At 45.2% G+C, this 15,749-nt stretch carries 18 protein-coding genes and 1 other RNA gene; 11 read left to right on the plus strand and 8 right to left on the minus strand.

Features of this window, described 5'->3' with window-relative positions; translation table 11 throughout:
• Positions 1–33: 33 nt before the first annotated feature.
• From accD to ssrA, 4 genes are all read left to right on the plus strand, one after another.
• Positions 34–879, plus strand: a complete 846-nt coding sequence (gene accD / locus ABSY64_RS04990; RefSeq protein ID WP_349641984.1) for an acetyl-CoA carboxylase, carboxyltransferase subunit beta — start codon at positions 34–36, stop codon at positions 877–879.
• A gap of 1 nt (position 880) precedes the next feature.
• On the plus strand, positions 881–1,678 hold the full coding sequence (accA, locus tag ABSY64_RS04995) for a carboxyltransferase subunit alpha (RefSeq protein ID WP_349641985.1): 798 nt from the start codon (positions 881–883) through the stop codon (positions 1,676–1,678).
• Between the two features lie 70 nt (positions 1,679–1,748).
• Positions 1,749–2,228: a hypothetical protein gene (locus ABSY64_RS05000; protein WP_349641986.1), complete on the plus strand. Its 480-nt coding sequence runs from the start codon at positions 1,749–1,751 to the stop codon at positions 2,226–2,228.
• Between the two features lie 91 nt (positions 2,229–2,319).
• Positions 2,320–2,679, plus strand: a transfer-messenger RNA (tmRNA) gene (gene ssrA / locus ABSY64_RS05005).
• Between the two features lie 306 nt (positions 2,680–2,985).
• On the opposite strand, the gene ABSY64_RS05010 is transcribed toward ssrA, so the two are convergent.
• Entirely contained in the window at positions 2,986–3,138 is a 153-nt protein-coding gene (locus tag ABSY64_RS05010; RefSeq protein ID WP_349641987.1) for a hypothetical protein, read from the minus strand.
• 189 nt (positions 3,139–3,327) lie between these two features.
• Between ABSY64_RS05010 and ABSY64_RS05015 the strand changes: the two genes are divergently transcribed.
• The 4 genes from ABSY64_RS05015 to ABSY64_RS05030 all read left to right on the plus strand — a co-directional run bounded on the left by ABSY64_RS05015 (position 3,328) and on the right by ABSY64_RS05030 (position 8,666).
• The gene (locus tag ABSY64_RS05015; protein WP_349641988.1) at positions 3,328–4,668 is read left to right on the plus strand and encodes an FAD-dependent oxidoreductase; all 1,341 of its coding nucleotides are present in this window, start codon (positions 3,328–3,330) and stop codon (positions 4,666–4,668) included.
• A gap of 495 nt (positions 4,669–5,163) precedes the next feature.
• On the plus strand, positions 5,164–7,188 hold the full coding sequence (locus ABSY64_RS05020; RefSeq protein WP_349641989.1) for a KUP/HAK/KT family potassium transporter: 2,025 nt from the start codon (positions 5,164–5,166) through the stop codon (positions 7,186–7,188).
• Positions 7,189–7,300: 112 nt separating this feature from the next.
• Positions 7,301–7,969 carry a TenA family protein gene (locus ABSY64_RS05025; protein WP_349641990.1) on the plus strand — a complete coding sequence of 223 codons (669 nt, stop codon included), beginning with the start codon at positions 7,301–7,303 and terminating at the stop codon, positions 7,967–7,969.
• Positions 7,970–8,090: 121 nt separating this feature from the next.
• Positions 8,091–8,666, plus strand: coding sequence for a DUF4760 domain-containing protein (locus ABSY64_RS05030; RefSeq protein ID WP_349641991.1), 576 nt, complete (start codon positions 8,091–8,093; stop codon positions 8,664–8,666).
• Between the two features lie 201 nt (positions 8,667–8,867).
• On the opposite strand, the gene ABSY64_RS05035 is transcribed toward ABSY64_RS05030, so the two are convergent.
• Positions 8,868–9,467: a nitroreductase family protein gene (locus ABSY64_RS05035; protein ID WP_349641992.1), complete on the minus strand. Its 600-nt coding sequence runs from the start codon at positions 9,465–9,467 to the stop codon at positions 8,868–8,870.
• Between the two features lie 77 nt (positions 9,468–9,544).
• Between ABSY64_RS05035 and ABSY64_RS05040 the strand changes: the two genes are divergently transcribed.
• A complete protein-coding gene (locus tag ABSY64_RS05040; RefSeq protein WP_349641993.1) occupies positions 9,545–9,964 on the plus strand; it encodes an Rrf2 family transcriptional regulator in 420 nt (139 codons plus the stop codon).
• A gap of 8 nt (positions 9,965–9,972) precedes the next feature.
• Positions 9,973–10,329 (plus strand): DUF1304 domain-containing protein, encoded by a 357-nt coding sequence (locus ABSY64_RS05045; protein WP_349641994.1) that lies wholly within the window; start codon positions 9,973–9,975, stop codon positions 10,327–10,329.
• A 21-nt stretch (positions 10,330–10,350) separates the two neighbouring features.
• Here ABSY64_RS05045 and ABSY64_RS05050 read toward each other — a convergent pair whose 3' ends face one another.
• Positions 10,351–10,785 carry a GNAT family N-acetyltransferase gene (locus ABSY64_RS05050; protein WP_349641995.1) on the minus strand — a complete coding sequence of 145 codons (435 nt, stop codon included), beginning with the start codon at positions 10,783–10,785 and terminating at the stop codon, positions 10,351–10,353.
• A 102-nt stretch (positions 10,786–10,887) separates the two neighbouring features.
• Here ABSY64_RS05050 and ABSY64_RS05055 point away from each other — a divergent pair, with 102 nt between their 5' ends.
• Positions 10,888–11,295 (plus strand): MarR family winged helix-turn-helix transcriptional regulator, encoded by a 408-nt coding sequence (locus ABSY64_RS05055; RefSeq protein WP_349641996.1) that lies wholly within the window; start codon positions 10,888–10,890, stop codon positions 11,293–11,295.
• Between the two features lie 281 nt (positions 11,296–11,576).
• Here the strand turns inward: ABSY64_RS05055 and ABSY64_RS05060 are convergent, their stop codons facing one another.
• Genes ABSY64_RS05060 through ABSY64_RS05080 form a run of 5 tightly spaced genes read right to left on the minus strand, consistent with a single transcriptional unit; the run spans position 11,577 to position 15,743 of the window.
• Positions 11,577–12,428, minus strand: coding sequence for a MetQ/NlpA family ABC transporter substrate-binding protein (locus ABSY64_RS05060; RefSeq protein WP_349641997.1), 852 nt, complete (start codon positions 12,426–12,428; stop codon positions 11,577–11,579).
• A 29-nt stretch (positions 12,429–12,457) separates the two neighbouring features.
• Positions 12,458–13,306, minus strand: a complete 849-nt coding sequence (locus ABSY64_RS05065; RefSeq protein WP_349641998.1) for a MetQ/NlpA family ABC transporter substrate-binding protein — start codon at positions 13,304–13,306, stop codon at positions 12,458–12,460.
• Positions 13,307–13,323: 17 nt separating this feature from the next.
• Positions 13,324–14,100 carry an acetoin reductase gene (locus tag ABSY64_RS05070; protein ID WP_349641999.1) on the minus strand — a complete coding sequence of 259 codons (777 nt, stop codon included), beginning with the start codon at positions 14,098–14,100 and terminating at the stop codon, positions 13,324–13,326.
• 15 nt (positions 14,101–14,115) lie between these two features.
• Positions 14,116–14,598 carry an S-ribosylhomocysteine lyase gene (locus tag ABSY64_RS05075; protein WP_349642000.1) on the minus strand — a complete coding sequence of 161 codons (483 nt, stop codon included), beginning with the start codon at positions 14,596–14,598 and terminating at the stop codon, positions 14,116–14,118.
• A gap of 14 nt (positions 14,599–14,612) precedes the next feature.
• Positions 14,613–15,743 carry a 5-methyltetrahydropteroyltriglutamate--homocysteine S-methyltransferase gene (locus ABSY64_RS05080; RefSeq protein WP_349642001.1) on the minus strand — a complete coding sequence of 377 codons (1,131 nt, stop codon included), beginning with the start codon at positions 15,741–15,743 and terminating at the stop codon, positions 14,613–14,615.
• Positions 15,744–15,749 lie beyond the last annotated feature (6 nt).

The following is a 15,749-nucleotide window of genomic DNA, read 5'->3' on the forward strand; positions in this document are numbered from 1 at the left end:
GGGGAGACGGTGCGCCTAGTCGTACCAAGACTGATGAACTTATTTGAATCAAATGAACACCACGATACATCCCGAATTAAGGTTGACCACAAGGTGAAGGATCAGATTCCTGACGGACTCTTCCTGGCCTGCCCATACTGTGGTGCCCAAATGTACAAAAAGCAATTGGGACCTTACCGGGTTTGTGCCAACTGTAACTACGGTTTCCGTTTGCAAGCTCGCGAACGTTTGGAACTCTTAACGGACGAATTCGAAGAATTCGACGCTGATGTGACCATGGAAGATCCTGATTTTCCTGGCTACGCCGACAAGTTAAGCCGTGCTAAGAAGCAAACTGGCATGGGTGAATCTGTATTGACAGGTAAGGCCAAGATTGAAGGACAGGAAGCTGACCTTGGAATCATGGATTCTTACTTCATGATGGGCTCGCTAGGTTCTAAGACCGGGGAAAAGATTACCCGCCTCTTCGAACACGCTACGGCTAACCGCTTGCCGGTCATTCTTTTCACTGCATCGGGTGGTGCGCGAATGCAGGAAGGCATTAACTCCTTGATGCAAATGGCCAAGATTTCTGGGGCCATTGCGACCCATCAAGAAGCTGGTTTGCTCTACCTTGTGGTTTTGACCGATCCAACGACCGGTGGTGTGACCGCATCATTTGCCATGGATGGCGACATTACTTTGGCCGAACCACATGCCTTGATTGGTTTCGCGGGTGCCCGCGTTATCGAATCAACTATTCACGAAAAGCTGCCAAAGGACTTCCAGCGAGCTGAAACGCTTTTGGAACACGGCTTTGTGGATAAAGTTGTACCTCGCCAGAACTTAACCACATTGCTCGGTAAGATTTTGGCAATGCACAAGGTAGGGGAGGACTGAGATGGCTTTATTCGAAAATTTGTTTAAGCGTGATGTTGCTCCTGCCGAAATCGTAAAGCGCTCTCGTGAAGACCGCTTTATGGCCCGTGAATTGATTGATGGTCTTTTCGAAGACTTCATCGAATTTCACGGTGACCGCCAAGGTGGTGGGGATGATAGCTCCGTTATTGGTGGTATCGCGACCTTGAATGGCAAGCCGGTGACGGTCATTGCCATTGATAAGGGAACGGACATCAACGATAAGATCTCTAAGCGTAACGGTTCACCCCAGCCTTGGGGTTACCGTAAGGCGCAACGTTTGATGGAACAGGCTGGTAAGTTTGGCCGTCCAATTATCACTTTCATCAACACGCCAGGAGCCTTTCCTGGAAAAGACGCCGAAGCCTTTAACCAAGGGGAAGCGATTGCACAGTCCATCCTGACTTCAATGAAGTTGCCAGTTCCAATTTTTGCCATCATCTATGGTGAAGGCGGTTCTGGTGGTGCTTTGGCCTTGGCAACAGCCGACCAAGTTTGGATGTTTGAAAACGCTACTTATTCAATCCTTTCACCCGAAGGTTTTGCCTCGATTTTGTGGAAAGATTCCAAGCGTTCCGACGAAGCAGCCGGCATCATGGGCATCACCCCATCTGACCTGCTGGATAAGCACATTATTGATCATGTTATTGCGGAAAATCGCCATCATGCCAAGGTTTTTGCCGGTATGAAGGAAAAGTTGAGCAAGGACATCGCCGAACTAGAAGAATTGTCTGGCGACGAATTGATTGCCCAACGCCGTGCGCGTTACCGTGCTTTTTAAAAAGAAATGTAGGATTTGCCTATATTTCTTTTTTTGTTTGGCATAAAATGACTGTATTGTGAGGTAAAGGATGATTGCATTTGATCAAAATTTGACGATAATCTTAAGTTTTATAGCCGACTGGCTGCTTTTTGTCTTTCCATTTATGCAAGCGGTTATTGAGCTGTCGGAATATTCAGCCATGTTGGAAAATTATAAGACTGTAAGTGCCACTTTTAAGCGGGTCTCGCCCTGGTTCTGGCTTTTTCCACCGGTCAAGGTACATTTGGAGAATAATCGGTTAAAAAAGATTGCCCGTAGTGCCCATTTTTCCAAGAAAGACCATCACGACATGTTGGGCTTCGAATTGAAGGGCACGGCTTGGTTCTTCGTTTCTTTGGCTGGAATCTTTAATGGCTTTGGCGCAACATTGGAAGTCATTGAGCACTTCCACTTTGGCCACGAAAACCTGCTCTTTTGGCTGATTAATCTTTTGATGATTATTGTTGGGATTAGTACGGTTGCCATTCGGATGGCCTTCGCGGGACGAACGGTGGAGAAGTTTGGCTGATGGTACGTTAATAATGCCTAAAATATGACCGCTTATGCTGTTTGCTTTATGGCTTCAGTCGGATTTGCTATAATAAAAATGGCAATACTTCGGGTCTGTTTATGGAATTCGACAGGCTGCTTAGAGCATTGGCTGCATTCCGTCGTCCGGACGTTAAACGGGCAGACATTTAACTGCAAAAAACAATAACTCTTACGCTGTCGCTGCCTAAAAACCAGTAACACGTAGGCACTCTTGCTCAGCTGATAGAGTAAGTTTGCTTTTATAAATCAGTCAGCTCGCCCGGGTCTAGCCACCTGATAGGGCCGAGTTAAATCTGATCAGGTTAGTGATTCTGAGTTGCCGCGGACTATGGCGTGCAGAATCATGAATTTAAATGATAGTCCTATGAATGTAGACGCTGATGTATCGGGCGGTTTGGACAGGGGTTCGACTCCCCTCAGATCCATTTAAAAAGGATGAGATGTTTATCTCATCCTTTTTTATTTATCAAAATCATCAATTTCTTGCAGCATTTTTTTATCTTTTACTTTTGTTCGTTTGTCTTGTTTTTCATCGCTAAAGTAAACGAAGAAAAAGGTAGCACAAATAGTATAAGTGACGAGCGTTAAAATCCAGTGATTAAGGATGAAGGAAATTAGCGCCACGACGGCCAGAAGACCTAACAGTACCGGTATCCACTTGAAGATGGTGTAGCTAGCCAGAAACATGTAATAGATTGCCAAAAAGAAGAGGCATATAAAACCGAAAATTACCACTATTTGCTGCCTTTCCGGGAAGGATGGCCGCCCTTGTAATTGACGCTATCGGAATCATTGGCATCGATAATATGCATGCCGATGACAAAGATGTAAAAGAGAACTGAAATGATAATAATCCATTTTTGTTGTCGATTGATTTTGTACTTCATTGGATAATCCTTGCTGCAGGGGATGGAGGAAAAGTTTTCTTTGAACTGCTTTTAATTATATTATTTTTAAGATTATTTCTGTAATAAAGTTTAACATCTTTCTTTTTTGAAATTTATCGCACGACAGGCGATATTTCCGTTGTATAATGAAGTTAGTTCATGTGAAGAAGTAAACAAAAGGAGTTTTATATGAAAATCGCAATTATTGGTGCTACTCATGCAGGTGTTTTTGCTGCAAAACAGATTAAGGTAGAACACCCGGAAGCTCAGATTGACGTCTTTGAAAAGAACCACACGGTCTCGTTCTTATCGTGTGGCATCGCACTTTGGATTGGAGATCACGTCTCTTCACCACAGAAAATGTTTTACGAATCACCTGAATCCTTGACAGAGCAAGGAATCACCATGCACATGGGAACTGAAGTAACGAAAGCTGATTTAGCAGCGAAGCATCTAGTTTACCGGGATTTGGCATCTGGAAAAGAAACAACGGACGACTACGATAAGATTGTGATTACCACAGGTTCAAAGGCAGTTAAACCAGCCTTGCCAGGAATTGATTCTGACCGTGTTTACGATTCAAAAAACTGGGATAACGCAAAAACTTTGAAAGAGGTTACGCCCGATATTAAGTCGGCCGTGGTGATTGGTGCTGGTTATATCGGTGCCGAATTGGCCGAACAACTTTCAGTAACTGGAAAGCAAGTAACCTTAATTGATGGATTGAATCGTGTTTTGGCTAACAATACTGCCGAAGATTTTTCATCAGTCTTTCAAAAGGAATATGAGCAACACGGTGTTAAACTAGCTTTGAATCAGTTGGTGCAGTCCTTCGAAGAAACGAATGATGGCATTAAGGTGGTCACTGATAAAGGTGTCTATGAGGCGGATATTGCTATTTTGGGAATTGGTTTTGTACCTAACACTGCAATGTTCAAGGGCCAAGTTAAGATGTTGAAGAATGGTGCTATCGAGACGAACAAATACATGGAAACTTCAGTTCCAGGCATCTTTGCGGCGGGCGATGCAGCGACTGTATTTTATAACCCGACTCAAAAATATGATTACATTCCTTTGGCTACTAATGCAGTCCGCCAGGGCTTGCTGGTTGGAAAAAACATTGTGAAACCCAGCCTTGCTTATCAGGGAACGCAGGCCACTTCGGCTGTTGAACTTTACGACATTGCCTACGCCGCAACTGGTTTAACTGTTGATGGTGCCACTCAACGCGGTCTGGATGCTGAATCCGTGACCATCGAAGAAGATTACCGGCCGGACTTTATGCTCTCCACAACAAAAGTTAAGGCTTCTCTGACTTGGGATAAAGGCACGAAGCGTATTATTGGCGGAGCCTTTATGTCGAAGCATGACATCTCTCAAGCAGCTAATGTCGTGTCGCTTGCCATTGAAAACAAGATGACTATTGATCAGTTGGCGATGACAGACTTCTTCTTCCAGCCTAACTTTGGTCAACCAATTAACTACATTTCTTCCGTTGCGATGGCGGCTTCTGCTAAAGCAGCAAAATAATCATTAAATGAATACGCTGATGTATCGGGCGGTTTGGACAGGGGTTCGACTCCCCTCAGATCCATTTAAGAAATCAAGGGCAGGCATTAAGGTGTAAAAATCTTGATGTTAAGCCCTTTTTATTTTTAGATAATCAAGAGGAATAACACCAAAATGAATAGCGTAGACTGGGTTATTCTAAAAAAGTCTCAGTGTAATGAAGCGGCTATTACTAGCTTGATACGGGGATTAATTTACTAATGCTATTAATATTAATTATTATTATTTTGTTTCTGTTTCTTGGGGCGCTGTTTAGTTTTATTGGCTATGGACTCGGTGCGATTATCGGGATTATTACTTACTTCCGCTGGAAGGGCTTGCTCTTCTTGCTTCTGCTCTTTCTGTTCTTCTATTTCTTTTTGTAAGCCAAGCTCTTCCTCTCGGAAGAGCTTTTTTAATACTTGAATCCTTCACAAAGTGGCGTTACACTTTCTTCTAATTGCAGGAGGAAAGAAAATGGTTAGTTCAGCAACGAAGTCAAAGTTGAAGTATGCTGGTTTCCTAATTGCGCTGGGAATCGTCTATGGCGATATTGGAACGTCGCCACTCTACACGATGAATGCTATCATTGCTGGAAACGCCCACACGACCGACTTGAAGGCCCTCGTGATTGGGTCCGTTTCCTTGGTTTTCTGGACCTTGATGTTAATCACGACGGTCAAATACGTCTTGATTGCCTTGCGGGCTGACAACCACGGCGAAGGTGGGATTTTCTCCCTCTACAGTAAAGTGCGCAACAAGCAAATGAAGTGGCTGATTATCCCGGCTATGGTTGGTGGGGCGGCCCTACTGGCCGATGGCGCGCTAACCCCGGCGGTGACCGTTACCTCGGCCGTTGAGGGGCTGGAAGGCCAGCACTTTGGCATGTTGGTCTTTCCCAGCGGGATTGATTTTGTTGTGCCGGTCGTTCTAACCATCTTGTTGGTGGTCTTCGCTTTGCAACGCAAAGGAACGACCAAGATTGGAAAAATGTTTGGCCCCTTGATGCTGATCTGGTTCTCCTTCATCGGCTTCTTCGGGCTATTACAAGTTTTCCATTATCCAGAAATTCTGAAGGCCCTTTCTCCTGTTTACGCCTTTCAGACATTGTTTAGCGCTGACAATGAACTCGGTATCTTCATTCTGGGTAATATTTTCCTGGCAACGACTGGTGCTGAGGCCCTTTATTCGGACATGGGCCACGTTGGTAAAAAGAACATTTACCTGAGCTGGCCATTCGTTTACACCACCTTGATGCTGAATTACATGGGTCAGGGTGCTTGGGCAATTATGCACAACGCGCATGGTAGCAATCTCAACCTCTTTTTCGACATTTTGCCAAATCAGTGGCGTCTAATTGGGGTCATTTTGAGTACGGTGGCGGCCGTGATTGCTTCCCAAGCCTTGATTACGGGGGCCTTTACTCTGGTTTCCGAAGCGATTTCATTAAAAATCATGCCCCGTTTGCGGATCGCTTATCCAAACGAATTCCGCGGTCAGATGTACATTTCCTTCGTCAATTGGGTGCTCTTCGTGGCTGGCGTGGTTGTCGTTGTTTTCTTTCAAACCTCGCATAACATGGAATCGGCTTATGGTTTGGCCATCACGATTACTATGTTGATGACGACCATGCTTCTGTTCGAGTTCATTCGGTCGAAGACTCGTCTCGTTTTGGCGGTAATTTTTGCCATCGTCTTTGGCTCCATCGAGACCCTTTTCTTGATTGCTAGCCTGGGTAAATTCATCCACGGTGGTTACTTTACGCTGATGTTGATGCTGCTGATCTTATCCGTCATGGTTTTCTGGTACTACGGCAACAAGCGCCGCGAAGCGCTTTCTTACAACAACGATTATTTGTCGTTGAAGAATTATCGGCGACAGCTCATGCAACTATCACGGGACCAAGAGGTGCCTTTGATGGCGACAAATTTGGTTTACATCGTCAATGTTTACGATAACTATCAAATTAAGAAATCTGTGATTTATTCCTTGCTGGGCGCGCGGCCAAAGCGGGCCAAGGTTTACTGGTTTGTCACGATTAAGGAATCGATTAACCCTTATGAAAAGTCCTACTCCGTCGACTTGATGGGGAGCCAAAACATGGTGCGCGTGGTTTTGAACCTGGGCTTTAAGGTTGATCCTGAAGTAGAGTACTATGTTCGCCAGATTGCTAAGAATTTGATTAAACAAGGCGTTTTGGAGCCACAAAAGATTCGTTATGGTCTCGACAAAAACCGCAGTGTTGGTGACTTCAAGTATGTTTTGACCAACAATTACTACACTGACTTGAAGACGGTTTCGACGATTTCTGCCTGGGACCGCTTCCTAATCGGCGGTCGTGTTTGGTTGCAGTCGCACTCCGTGCACCTACGCTACTTCTACCGCCTGCGTTTTTCAGATACGGTTGAAGAAATCGTGCCACTCTTTATCGAACATAAGAAAGCTTCCAAGCTGCGGCAACTATCCATTAAAAATCAATTGCCACACGAGCAGCATGAGTAAAGGAAAAGCCTTTCCGAGGGGAAGGGCTTTTTTATTTGTTATTGTAATGTGGCTTTCACGCACCAAAAGCTTTGCTATAATCAAAAGTGAATTGTGAAGAGGAGAATAAGGAATGACGGAAAAATTTTCAGAAGTATTGCGCGAAGAGAATATTGAAGAATGGCACAAGACGATTAACCATCGTTTTTCTAAGGAATTATTTGATGGGACGATTGCGGATGGGGTGATGGCCGGCTATTTGGTCCAGGATTATCGTTTTCAGGATGGCTTCATTGCCTTGCTGGGCGCGGCCATTGTTTCTGCTGATGATCCGCAGGCTCGCTTGCGCTTTGCTAGGTTTGTCGGGGAAGTTGCGGGGGATGAACATACCTACTTTGTGAAGTCCTTTGAGGCTTTCCATTTGTCGGCTGCTGATCGAGAAGCGATTCCGGATACCAGTGCGACGGCTAGCTTCAAAAAGATCTTTAAGGAAGCCACCGATACGCGCAACTATGCCGCGGTCTTGGGCGTTTTGCTCGTGACCGAGTGGATTTATAAGGATTGGGCGGCCCAGGCACCGGTGCCGGCTGAACGACCACAGTCCTTTATTTATACTGAGTGGATTGAACTGCATGAATATCAAGGCTTCCTCGACATCGTCAAGTTTCTGCGCAGTGAAATGGACCGGGTGGGTGTCGCGGATCAGGCGATGGCTCGTAAGTACTTCAAGACGACGGTGGATGCGGAGGTCGATTTCTTTAACTCGAGTTATGCAGCACCGATTGAAGGAATTGAACGATAAATGGTGTGGGAAAAAGGCCTTTGGGCCTTTTTTCATTTGTGCCAATTTAAGGGCTAGCTATGCCAAATATCTATTCAGTGGAAGCGAACTAAGTGACAATAATTGCCAGAGGGAAGCTGACATGGTTTGGGATAACATTTTAAAGTTTTTGCAGGGCGTGTCCTATTTGACGGGCATTATTGGAGTTCTTGGCGTTTGGATTGCACTTAATACATACAAGGAAAATAAAAAGAATCGCGATAGTGAAGGGCAAAGAGAGGTGATAAAGACATCGATAGAGGTCTTAGGCGTTTTTGCTAATGATTTGATTCCCAGTATGATTCTTCACGAAGATAATTGGAGAAAGTTATACAACGATAGTAAGATTTCATTTGTAGAACGAGCGAACGGAATATCTGAGAAACAAGGGAACTATGATCGAATTAAGATTAGTGATTTGAATGAAACAGTGTTAACTGCTCTTCGTGTTAAGGCAAAATTGAAAACAGGCATGCTAACTACTTTCAATATCCTTGAACAGATGTCAGTTTACATGAATTATAATCTTGTGGATAACAAGTTAATTTATTCGACTGTTCATGCTATTTTCATTAATTTTGTTTCTGATAATTTTGATGTTCTTAGAGCATTACAGAGCGAAGAAACACCATTTAACAACTTGGAAAAACTTTTTTATAACTGGAAAAATTATAAGTAAATGATTGACAATTGAATTTTTAGAATAGATAATCTAAATATACGGAGGAGGTAACGAACATGGACGAAATTATTAAAGAGCTTACCTCAGAAATCGAAAAAGAAATTCATCAAGAAATTGAAGATAATCGTTACAAAGTCTTTGCAAAAAAGCTAATCAAATAAAAAAACACCTTCCGGATGAAAGGTGTTTTCATTTACTTTACTTTAACAAACGGCTACGTACGCTGTCTTCGATATAGTCCTTTTCGCCGGCAGGGCCTTCGATGGATCCAAAGGGCATTTCGGCACGGAGCTTCCAAGTGTCGGGCACGTCGAATTCGCGAGCAACGTCAGCATCAATCAAAGGATTGTAGTGCTGGTTTGAAGTGCCGATGCCGTTTTCTGCAAAGGTCAACCAAACGGCGTAGGTTGAAATTCCAATTGCCTGCTCTGACCAGTCGTAGAAATTGTCGGCGTAGGCTGGGAAGGCTTCTTCCAAATCAGTCACAACGCTAGTGTCAGTGAAATAAAGAACGGTTCCAAAGCCAGACTTGAAGGCGCCGTTGATTTTGGCGGCCGTCTTCGCAAAGGCCTCTTCACTCTTAGCAACCGCCTTCAAGCGGTCCAAAGTCATGTCCCAAAGCTTCTTATGAGAATCGCCAGTCAAAACGAGGACACGAACGGATTGGCTGTTCATTGCTGATGGAGCTTCACGCAAGGCTTCGTTAACCATGTGGTGAATTTCTTCGGGTGTTTGTGTGAGCTTGTCGCCGAGTTGGTAAATTGAGCGGCGCTTCTTTTGTAATTCGTTAAAGGTCATGTTTTTAGCTCCTTGTGCTTTTATAAAATACAAGTATTATGGTATACTGCTTTTAGCAATTCGTCAAGGAGGGCAAAATGAAGTATTCCCTACAATTTAGCGATGCCATTCATATTTTGGCATATTTGGATATTTTTGCGGGAAGCGATCGTCTAGCTAGTGCCGACATTGCGGGCAGTATTGAAACCAATCCGACCCGAGTTCGCCGCATCATGGCAGCCTTGAAGCAAGCTGGACTAATTACGACTCAGGCTGGTTCGGCCTGCCCCCACTTAACTAAGCCCACCAATCAAATTACTTTTGCTGACGTTTATGCCGCTTTGGACGAGCCACAGCACATTATCCCGATTGACGAAAAAACCAACCCAGACTGTCCGGTTGGAGCCAATATTCAAGCAGCCTTGGACAAGCAATATCAACGTTTGGATGCCGCTTTGAACGCCGAAATGCAGCAGATTACCCTGGCCGAAGTCCTCAAGGACATGCCAAAAGTATAGGAGAAACCATGGATACCCTTATTAATATTTTGTCGCTCTTAATTGCGGTCGAATTCCTCTACATTATGTATTTGGAAAGCTTTGCCAACCATTCGGGGGCGACCCAGAAAACATTTAGCATGTCGCGGGAAGAATTGGCCCATCCAAAGGTCAATCTTCTGCTCAGCAACCAAGGGGCATATAACGGTTTTTTGGCACTCGGGATTCTCTACGCCCTTTATGCCCAGTTTGACTTGCTCATGCCCATCTTGATTTACATTATTTTGGTTGCCGCTTACGGTGCCTTTTCATCGAAGAACTGGATGATTTTTGTTAAGCAGGCCAGCTTAGCGGTTATTACCCTAATTTTGATTTTAATGAACTAAAAAAGCTCCCGCTGGGGAGCTTTATTTTTTGACCATTTCGATGTGGGGTGTGCCTTCGAGGATAAATTGTTCGCCTACCGTGCTGAAACCGTACTTTTCATAGTAGCCCACGACCTGCGACTGAGCCTCAATTTTGATTTCCTTGCCTGGCCAGTTCTTTTCGCAAACTGCTAAAATTTGTTCGAGTAGCTTGCCGCCCATTCCCTGGCCACGAACCGCTTTGGAAGTGACGACGCGGCCAAAGGTAACGTGATCGCCTTGTTCAAAAATACGGGCGTAGGCCTGCGCTTCCTGGTTTTCGTCATCTTGGAAGAAAACGTGGATTGCTTTGGGGTCATTGGCGTCCAGCTCGTGGTAAATCCGGTGTTGTTCAACGACAAAAGTGTCAATGCGTAGCTTGAGGACATGGTAGAATTCTTCGGCGGTAAGGTCCTGCATCTTTTTGATCTTCCACATAATAGTACCCACTTTCTGTTAAATACGGTATAATTTACTTGCTGATAGAGTTGCATATGCAACTGTTTGTTAAATCATAAACCATAGGGGAGACAATTACAAGTGACGGATATCGAATTATTTCGCTTAATTGGGACGATTTCACGTACGGCAACCCGTGAAGTCAACCAAGCAGTCAAACAATATGACTTGGACAATAACCTCTTTTTGTACCTCCTTCGAATTCTCGAAAAGCCTGGTTTAACCCAGTTTGAACTGATACAACTGGTCCAGGTCGATAAAACGACGATGAGCCGTGCTCTGAAAAAATTGCTGGACCGCGGTTATATTCGCAAGGAAACCGATCCCCAAAATAAAAACTTCAAGCGGCTTTTTCCGACGGAAGAGGCGGTTGCTGTCCGTGAGCGCGTTGCTGGTGTGGAGAAGGAGTATGTTCGTGGCCAGCTGGGCAACCTTTCTGAAGAACAAAAAGAAGTACTCGGGCAGATTTTAGAACTGATTGTAAAATAGGCTGCCGGTCATTTATGCCACTTAATGGGCCTTGTTTGCCAGATATCTTTTCGGCATTGCGTTAATCCTGGATAATTTGGGTTGGAGGTGTGAATACATGGATGAAATTTATGAGCAACTTGCAGCTGAGTTAAAACAGAGCATTCATGATGACATTCAAGCTAATACTCTGACAATGTTTTCAAAGCTTCTGATTAAATAACGATGTAAATCGTTTCGAAAAGATTTGGTAATCCACTATATAAATCAAAAACAGTCTCTCACACGAGAGACTGTTTTTATTACTGCAAGTAACTAACGGGCTTATCAACCTCAACCTTGGTGCCGCCAAATTCTTTTTTGATGAATTCTTGAGTATCTTTGCTGTGGTAAAGCTTGAGCAGTTCCTTGTAGCGCTTGTCGTTCTTGCTTTTTTCAGAGGATGCCAAGACATTGATGCTACCTTTGGTCGATTGGTCGAGCTTTTCATGGTAAAGGGAATCCTTTAACACGTTTAGGTGGGCTTCAAAGGCAATCGTGTTGTTGATCAAAACGGCATCAATGGCGGGATCCTTCACTACGCGTGGGCCGGTGTGATCATCAATTTCCTTGAACTTAAAGTTATGCGGATTGTCGGTGATGGCGTTCAATCCGGACAGGGAGTTGAAGTTTTTGTCGAGTTTAATTAAACCGGCGCTGGCTAGAAGCTGGAGACCACGGGACAGGTCCGCTGGATCGTTGGCGATAGCGATTGTGCCGCCTTCTGGCAAGTCATCTAGTGATTTGTACTTGTCGGAATAGATGCCGAGTGGCTCTAGGTAGGTGGTTCCAACCACGCCAACTTTTCCCTTGGGATTTTCCTTGTTATAAGCTGCTAAATAATTGTAGCTTTGGAAAGCATTCACGTTGATAGTTCCTTCAGCGGTCGCTTTGTTGAGCGAAACACTATCACTAAAAACTTTGACGTTCAGCTTAATGCCGGCCTTTTTGGCAGCTTTTGAATCAGCAATGTGTTGCCAGATTTTTTGGTCGGAGCCAACGGTTCCTAGTGTGATTTCTTTGCCAGAATTTCGATGAGAAACAAAGGTAAAGTAGCCAAAAATGACGATGGCTAGGAGGATTATGCTCCAGACGATTTTTGTTTTTCGTTGCATGAGTTCAAGATTCCTAATTTCGTGATGCTTTATTTTTGTAGGTAACTAACGGGCTTATCAACCTCAACCTTGGTGCCGCCGAACTGCTTTTTGATGTAGTTCTGGACATCCTTGCTATGATAAAGCTTGAGTAACTTCTTATATTCGGCTTTTTTCTTGCTGTCCTTGGCACTGGCTAGGATGTTGACGTTGTCCTTGGTCGACTGGTCAACTTTTTCGTGGTAAAGCGAATCCTTCAAGACGTTGAGATGGCCTTGTTGGGCAATTGTGTTACCAATCAAAACGGCGTCAATGTCGTTATCTTTGATAACGCGAGGGCCAGTGGTATCGTCAATTTCCTTAAATTTGAAATTGTGCGGATTGCTCTTGATGGCATTGGTGCCCGAAAGGGGACCGAAGTCCGACTTCAATTCGATCAAACCAGCTGAAGCAAGCAGCTTGAGACCACGTGAAGTGTTGGCGGGATTATCAGCAATAGCGATGGTACCGCCATCTGGGATTTCATCGAGGGCGTGGTACTTAGCCGAATAAATTCCCATGGGTTCCAGATAGGTCGTTCCTAGGAGGGACAACTGTTCCTTAGGATTTTTGTCGTTATAGGCGACCAAGTAGGTATAGGACTGGAAGGCGTTCACGTCGACCGTTCCTTCCGCCGTTGCCTTATTCAAGGAAACGCCATCGGTAAAGGACTTAACCTTCAGGTGAATGCCTTCGTCCTTGGCTTCCTTCGACTTGGCGATGTAGTTCCAGATTTTTTCATCGTCACCAATCGTTCCTAGAGTAATGTCCTTGCTCTGCCCGTGGTGAAAGGAGAAAAAGGCCAAGAGGAGAATGACGACGATCGCTAATGAGGCAATAATTTTCGTTTTTGTTTTCATTTTCGTAATTCCCTTTCTTAGTGATAGCGCATTCCACCGTCAATCAAGATGGACTGACCCGTGATGTAATCCGCTTGTGGGGATGCCAAAAACGAAACCAAATCCGCAACATCATCACCGGTGGCGGCCCGCCCTAGAGCGATTTCGTCGACAACACTTTGACGTTGTTCGTCGGCAGGGCGGCCCTTGATTTCGCCAGTCCGTTGATCAATATAATCACGCAGGGGAGTCAAAACAATACCGGGATCGTAGGCGTTGACCGTAATCTTGTGTTCGGCCAATTCTTTCGCGGCCGACTGTCCAAGTCCACGAATAGCAAACTTTGAAGCCGAGTAGGCACCTTGCAAAGCCGATCCTTCCACAGAGGCTAGCGAGGCAGCGTTAATGATTTTACCGCCTTGCCCTTGCTTGATGAGTTGCTTAGCAGCGGCTTGAATTCCCCAGAAGGTTCCCTTGAGATTGACGTCGAAGAGGCGGCTCACTTGCTCGGGGTCACTGTCGACAATGGTATCGATGTAGGCGATTCCAGCGTTGTTAACCAAGAGATCTAAGCGACCAAAATCTTCAACAACTTGGTCAACCAGCTGGAAAAATTCATCGCGCTTAGCGACATCAATCTGGTAAGCCTTGGCCTTCTGACCTGCTTTGGCATTGATGGTGTCAGCGGTTTTGGAAGCCGTTTCGAAGTCAATGTCGGCGACTGCTACATCATAGCTTTCACTAGCTAAGCGCTTTGCCACCGCTTCGCCGATTCCACGACCGGCGCCCGTAATAATTGCAATTTTATTTGCCATCCTGGGCCTCCTTTTTTACTTATCGCTAACAACCTTGCGGTCAAATGGGTCGGATGAGAAGCCCTTTTCCAGGATTTCAGCCGCCCAGGCCTTAGCAGAAAAGAGGGAGTGGTCCTTGAAGTTTCCACAACTGAATTTGTCAGTACCAGGGACATCCTTCCACTCGGTCTTGTCACGGATTTCTTCTAATGAAGAAGTGAGCGCTTTGGCCACTTCCTTTGTCGTTGGGGTACCCCAGACAATTAAATGGAAACCAGTTCGGCAACCGAATGGCGAACAATCGATAACTCCCTGCAAACGGTCACGCAACAAGCCTGCCAAAACGTGTTCGATGGTGTGCAAACCGGCCGTTGGAATGGCATTTTCATTGGGTTGGACGAGACGCAAATCAAAATTAGAAATGACGTCGCCCTTAGGCCCGTGTTCCTGGGCGATCAGGCGGACATAGGGCGCCTTGACCTTGGTATGATCTAATTCAAAACTTTCTACTTTAGCCATGTTTATTCTCTCCTTTACTTTGACCAAATCTGCTTGGCAGTATCAACTACCAGCTTGATTTTGGCCCATTGCTGTTCCTCGGTGAGGTGGTTTCCTTCATCCGTTGAGGCGAAACCACATTGAGTACTAAGGGACAAATTGTTGAAGTCAACGTATTCACTGGCTTCCTTAACGCGCTTAGCGATTTCTTCGGGCTTTTCCAATTTCGGTTCCTTGGACGTTACCAAACCAAGCACGACTTCCTTGCCTGCTGGAACTTCCTTCAATGGTCCAAAGTTCCCGGAACGGGGCGTGTCGAATTCAAGGTAGAAGGCATCCACCTTTTCCTTACCGAAAAGATCATTGGCCACAGGACCATAGCCACCAGACGCGGCCCAGGTTGAGGCGTAATTACCACGGCAAACGTGGGTTGAAATCCGCAGATCATCTGGTAAATCAGCGATGGCACGGTTGTTCAAGTCAAGGTAAAGATCCTTTAACTTTTGGATATCACCAGCATCTGCACTCATCGTCTTCCAGAAATTCTTGTCGGCCAGCATGCCCCAAGTACAGTCATCCAGTTTGATATCGCGACAACCTGCATCGTAGAGAGCCAAAATCAAATCGTGATAAGCCTTGGTCAAATCGTCAAACAAATCTTCCTGCTTTTCGTAATATTGATTAAGTGCTTTAATGTTGTCTTCGCCACGTACGAGTTCGGCGTAACACTGAGCAGGGGATGGGATACTTTGACGCGGCACCACATCCAAGTCCTTGGTAACTTGGTAGAGGAACTGGAAAGCCTCTAAATCAGGGTGCTTAGGATTGAAGGCGATTTTTCCGTCTACTTGAGCGGATTCCTTGCGGGTTTCCACGCCGTGGAATTGGTAACCCTCTTTAACAAAGATTTTTTTAATTCCTTTGAAACCCCAGAAGGTATCAAGATGCCACCATGAGCGGCGGAATTCACCGTCGGAGACGAACTTCAGGCCTGCTGCAACTTCTTTTTTGACGAGGTCTTGGATTTCTTCGTCTTGAATTTGTTGTAGTTCGGTTTTGTGCGATTGGCCATCGTCGAAGGCTTGTTGTGCTCGCTTCAAGCGTTCGGGTCGCAAGAAGGAACCGACGATGTCGTAGTGAATGTTTTCGTTATGGAATTTTGGCATGGGCTG

The sequence above is a fragment of the Eupransor demetentiae genome, from assembly GCF_963930865.1.
Classification (GTDB): Bacteria; Bacillota; Bacilli; order Lactobacillales; family Lactobacillaceae; genus Eupransor; species Eupransor demetentiae.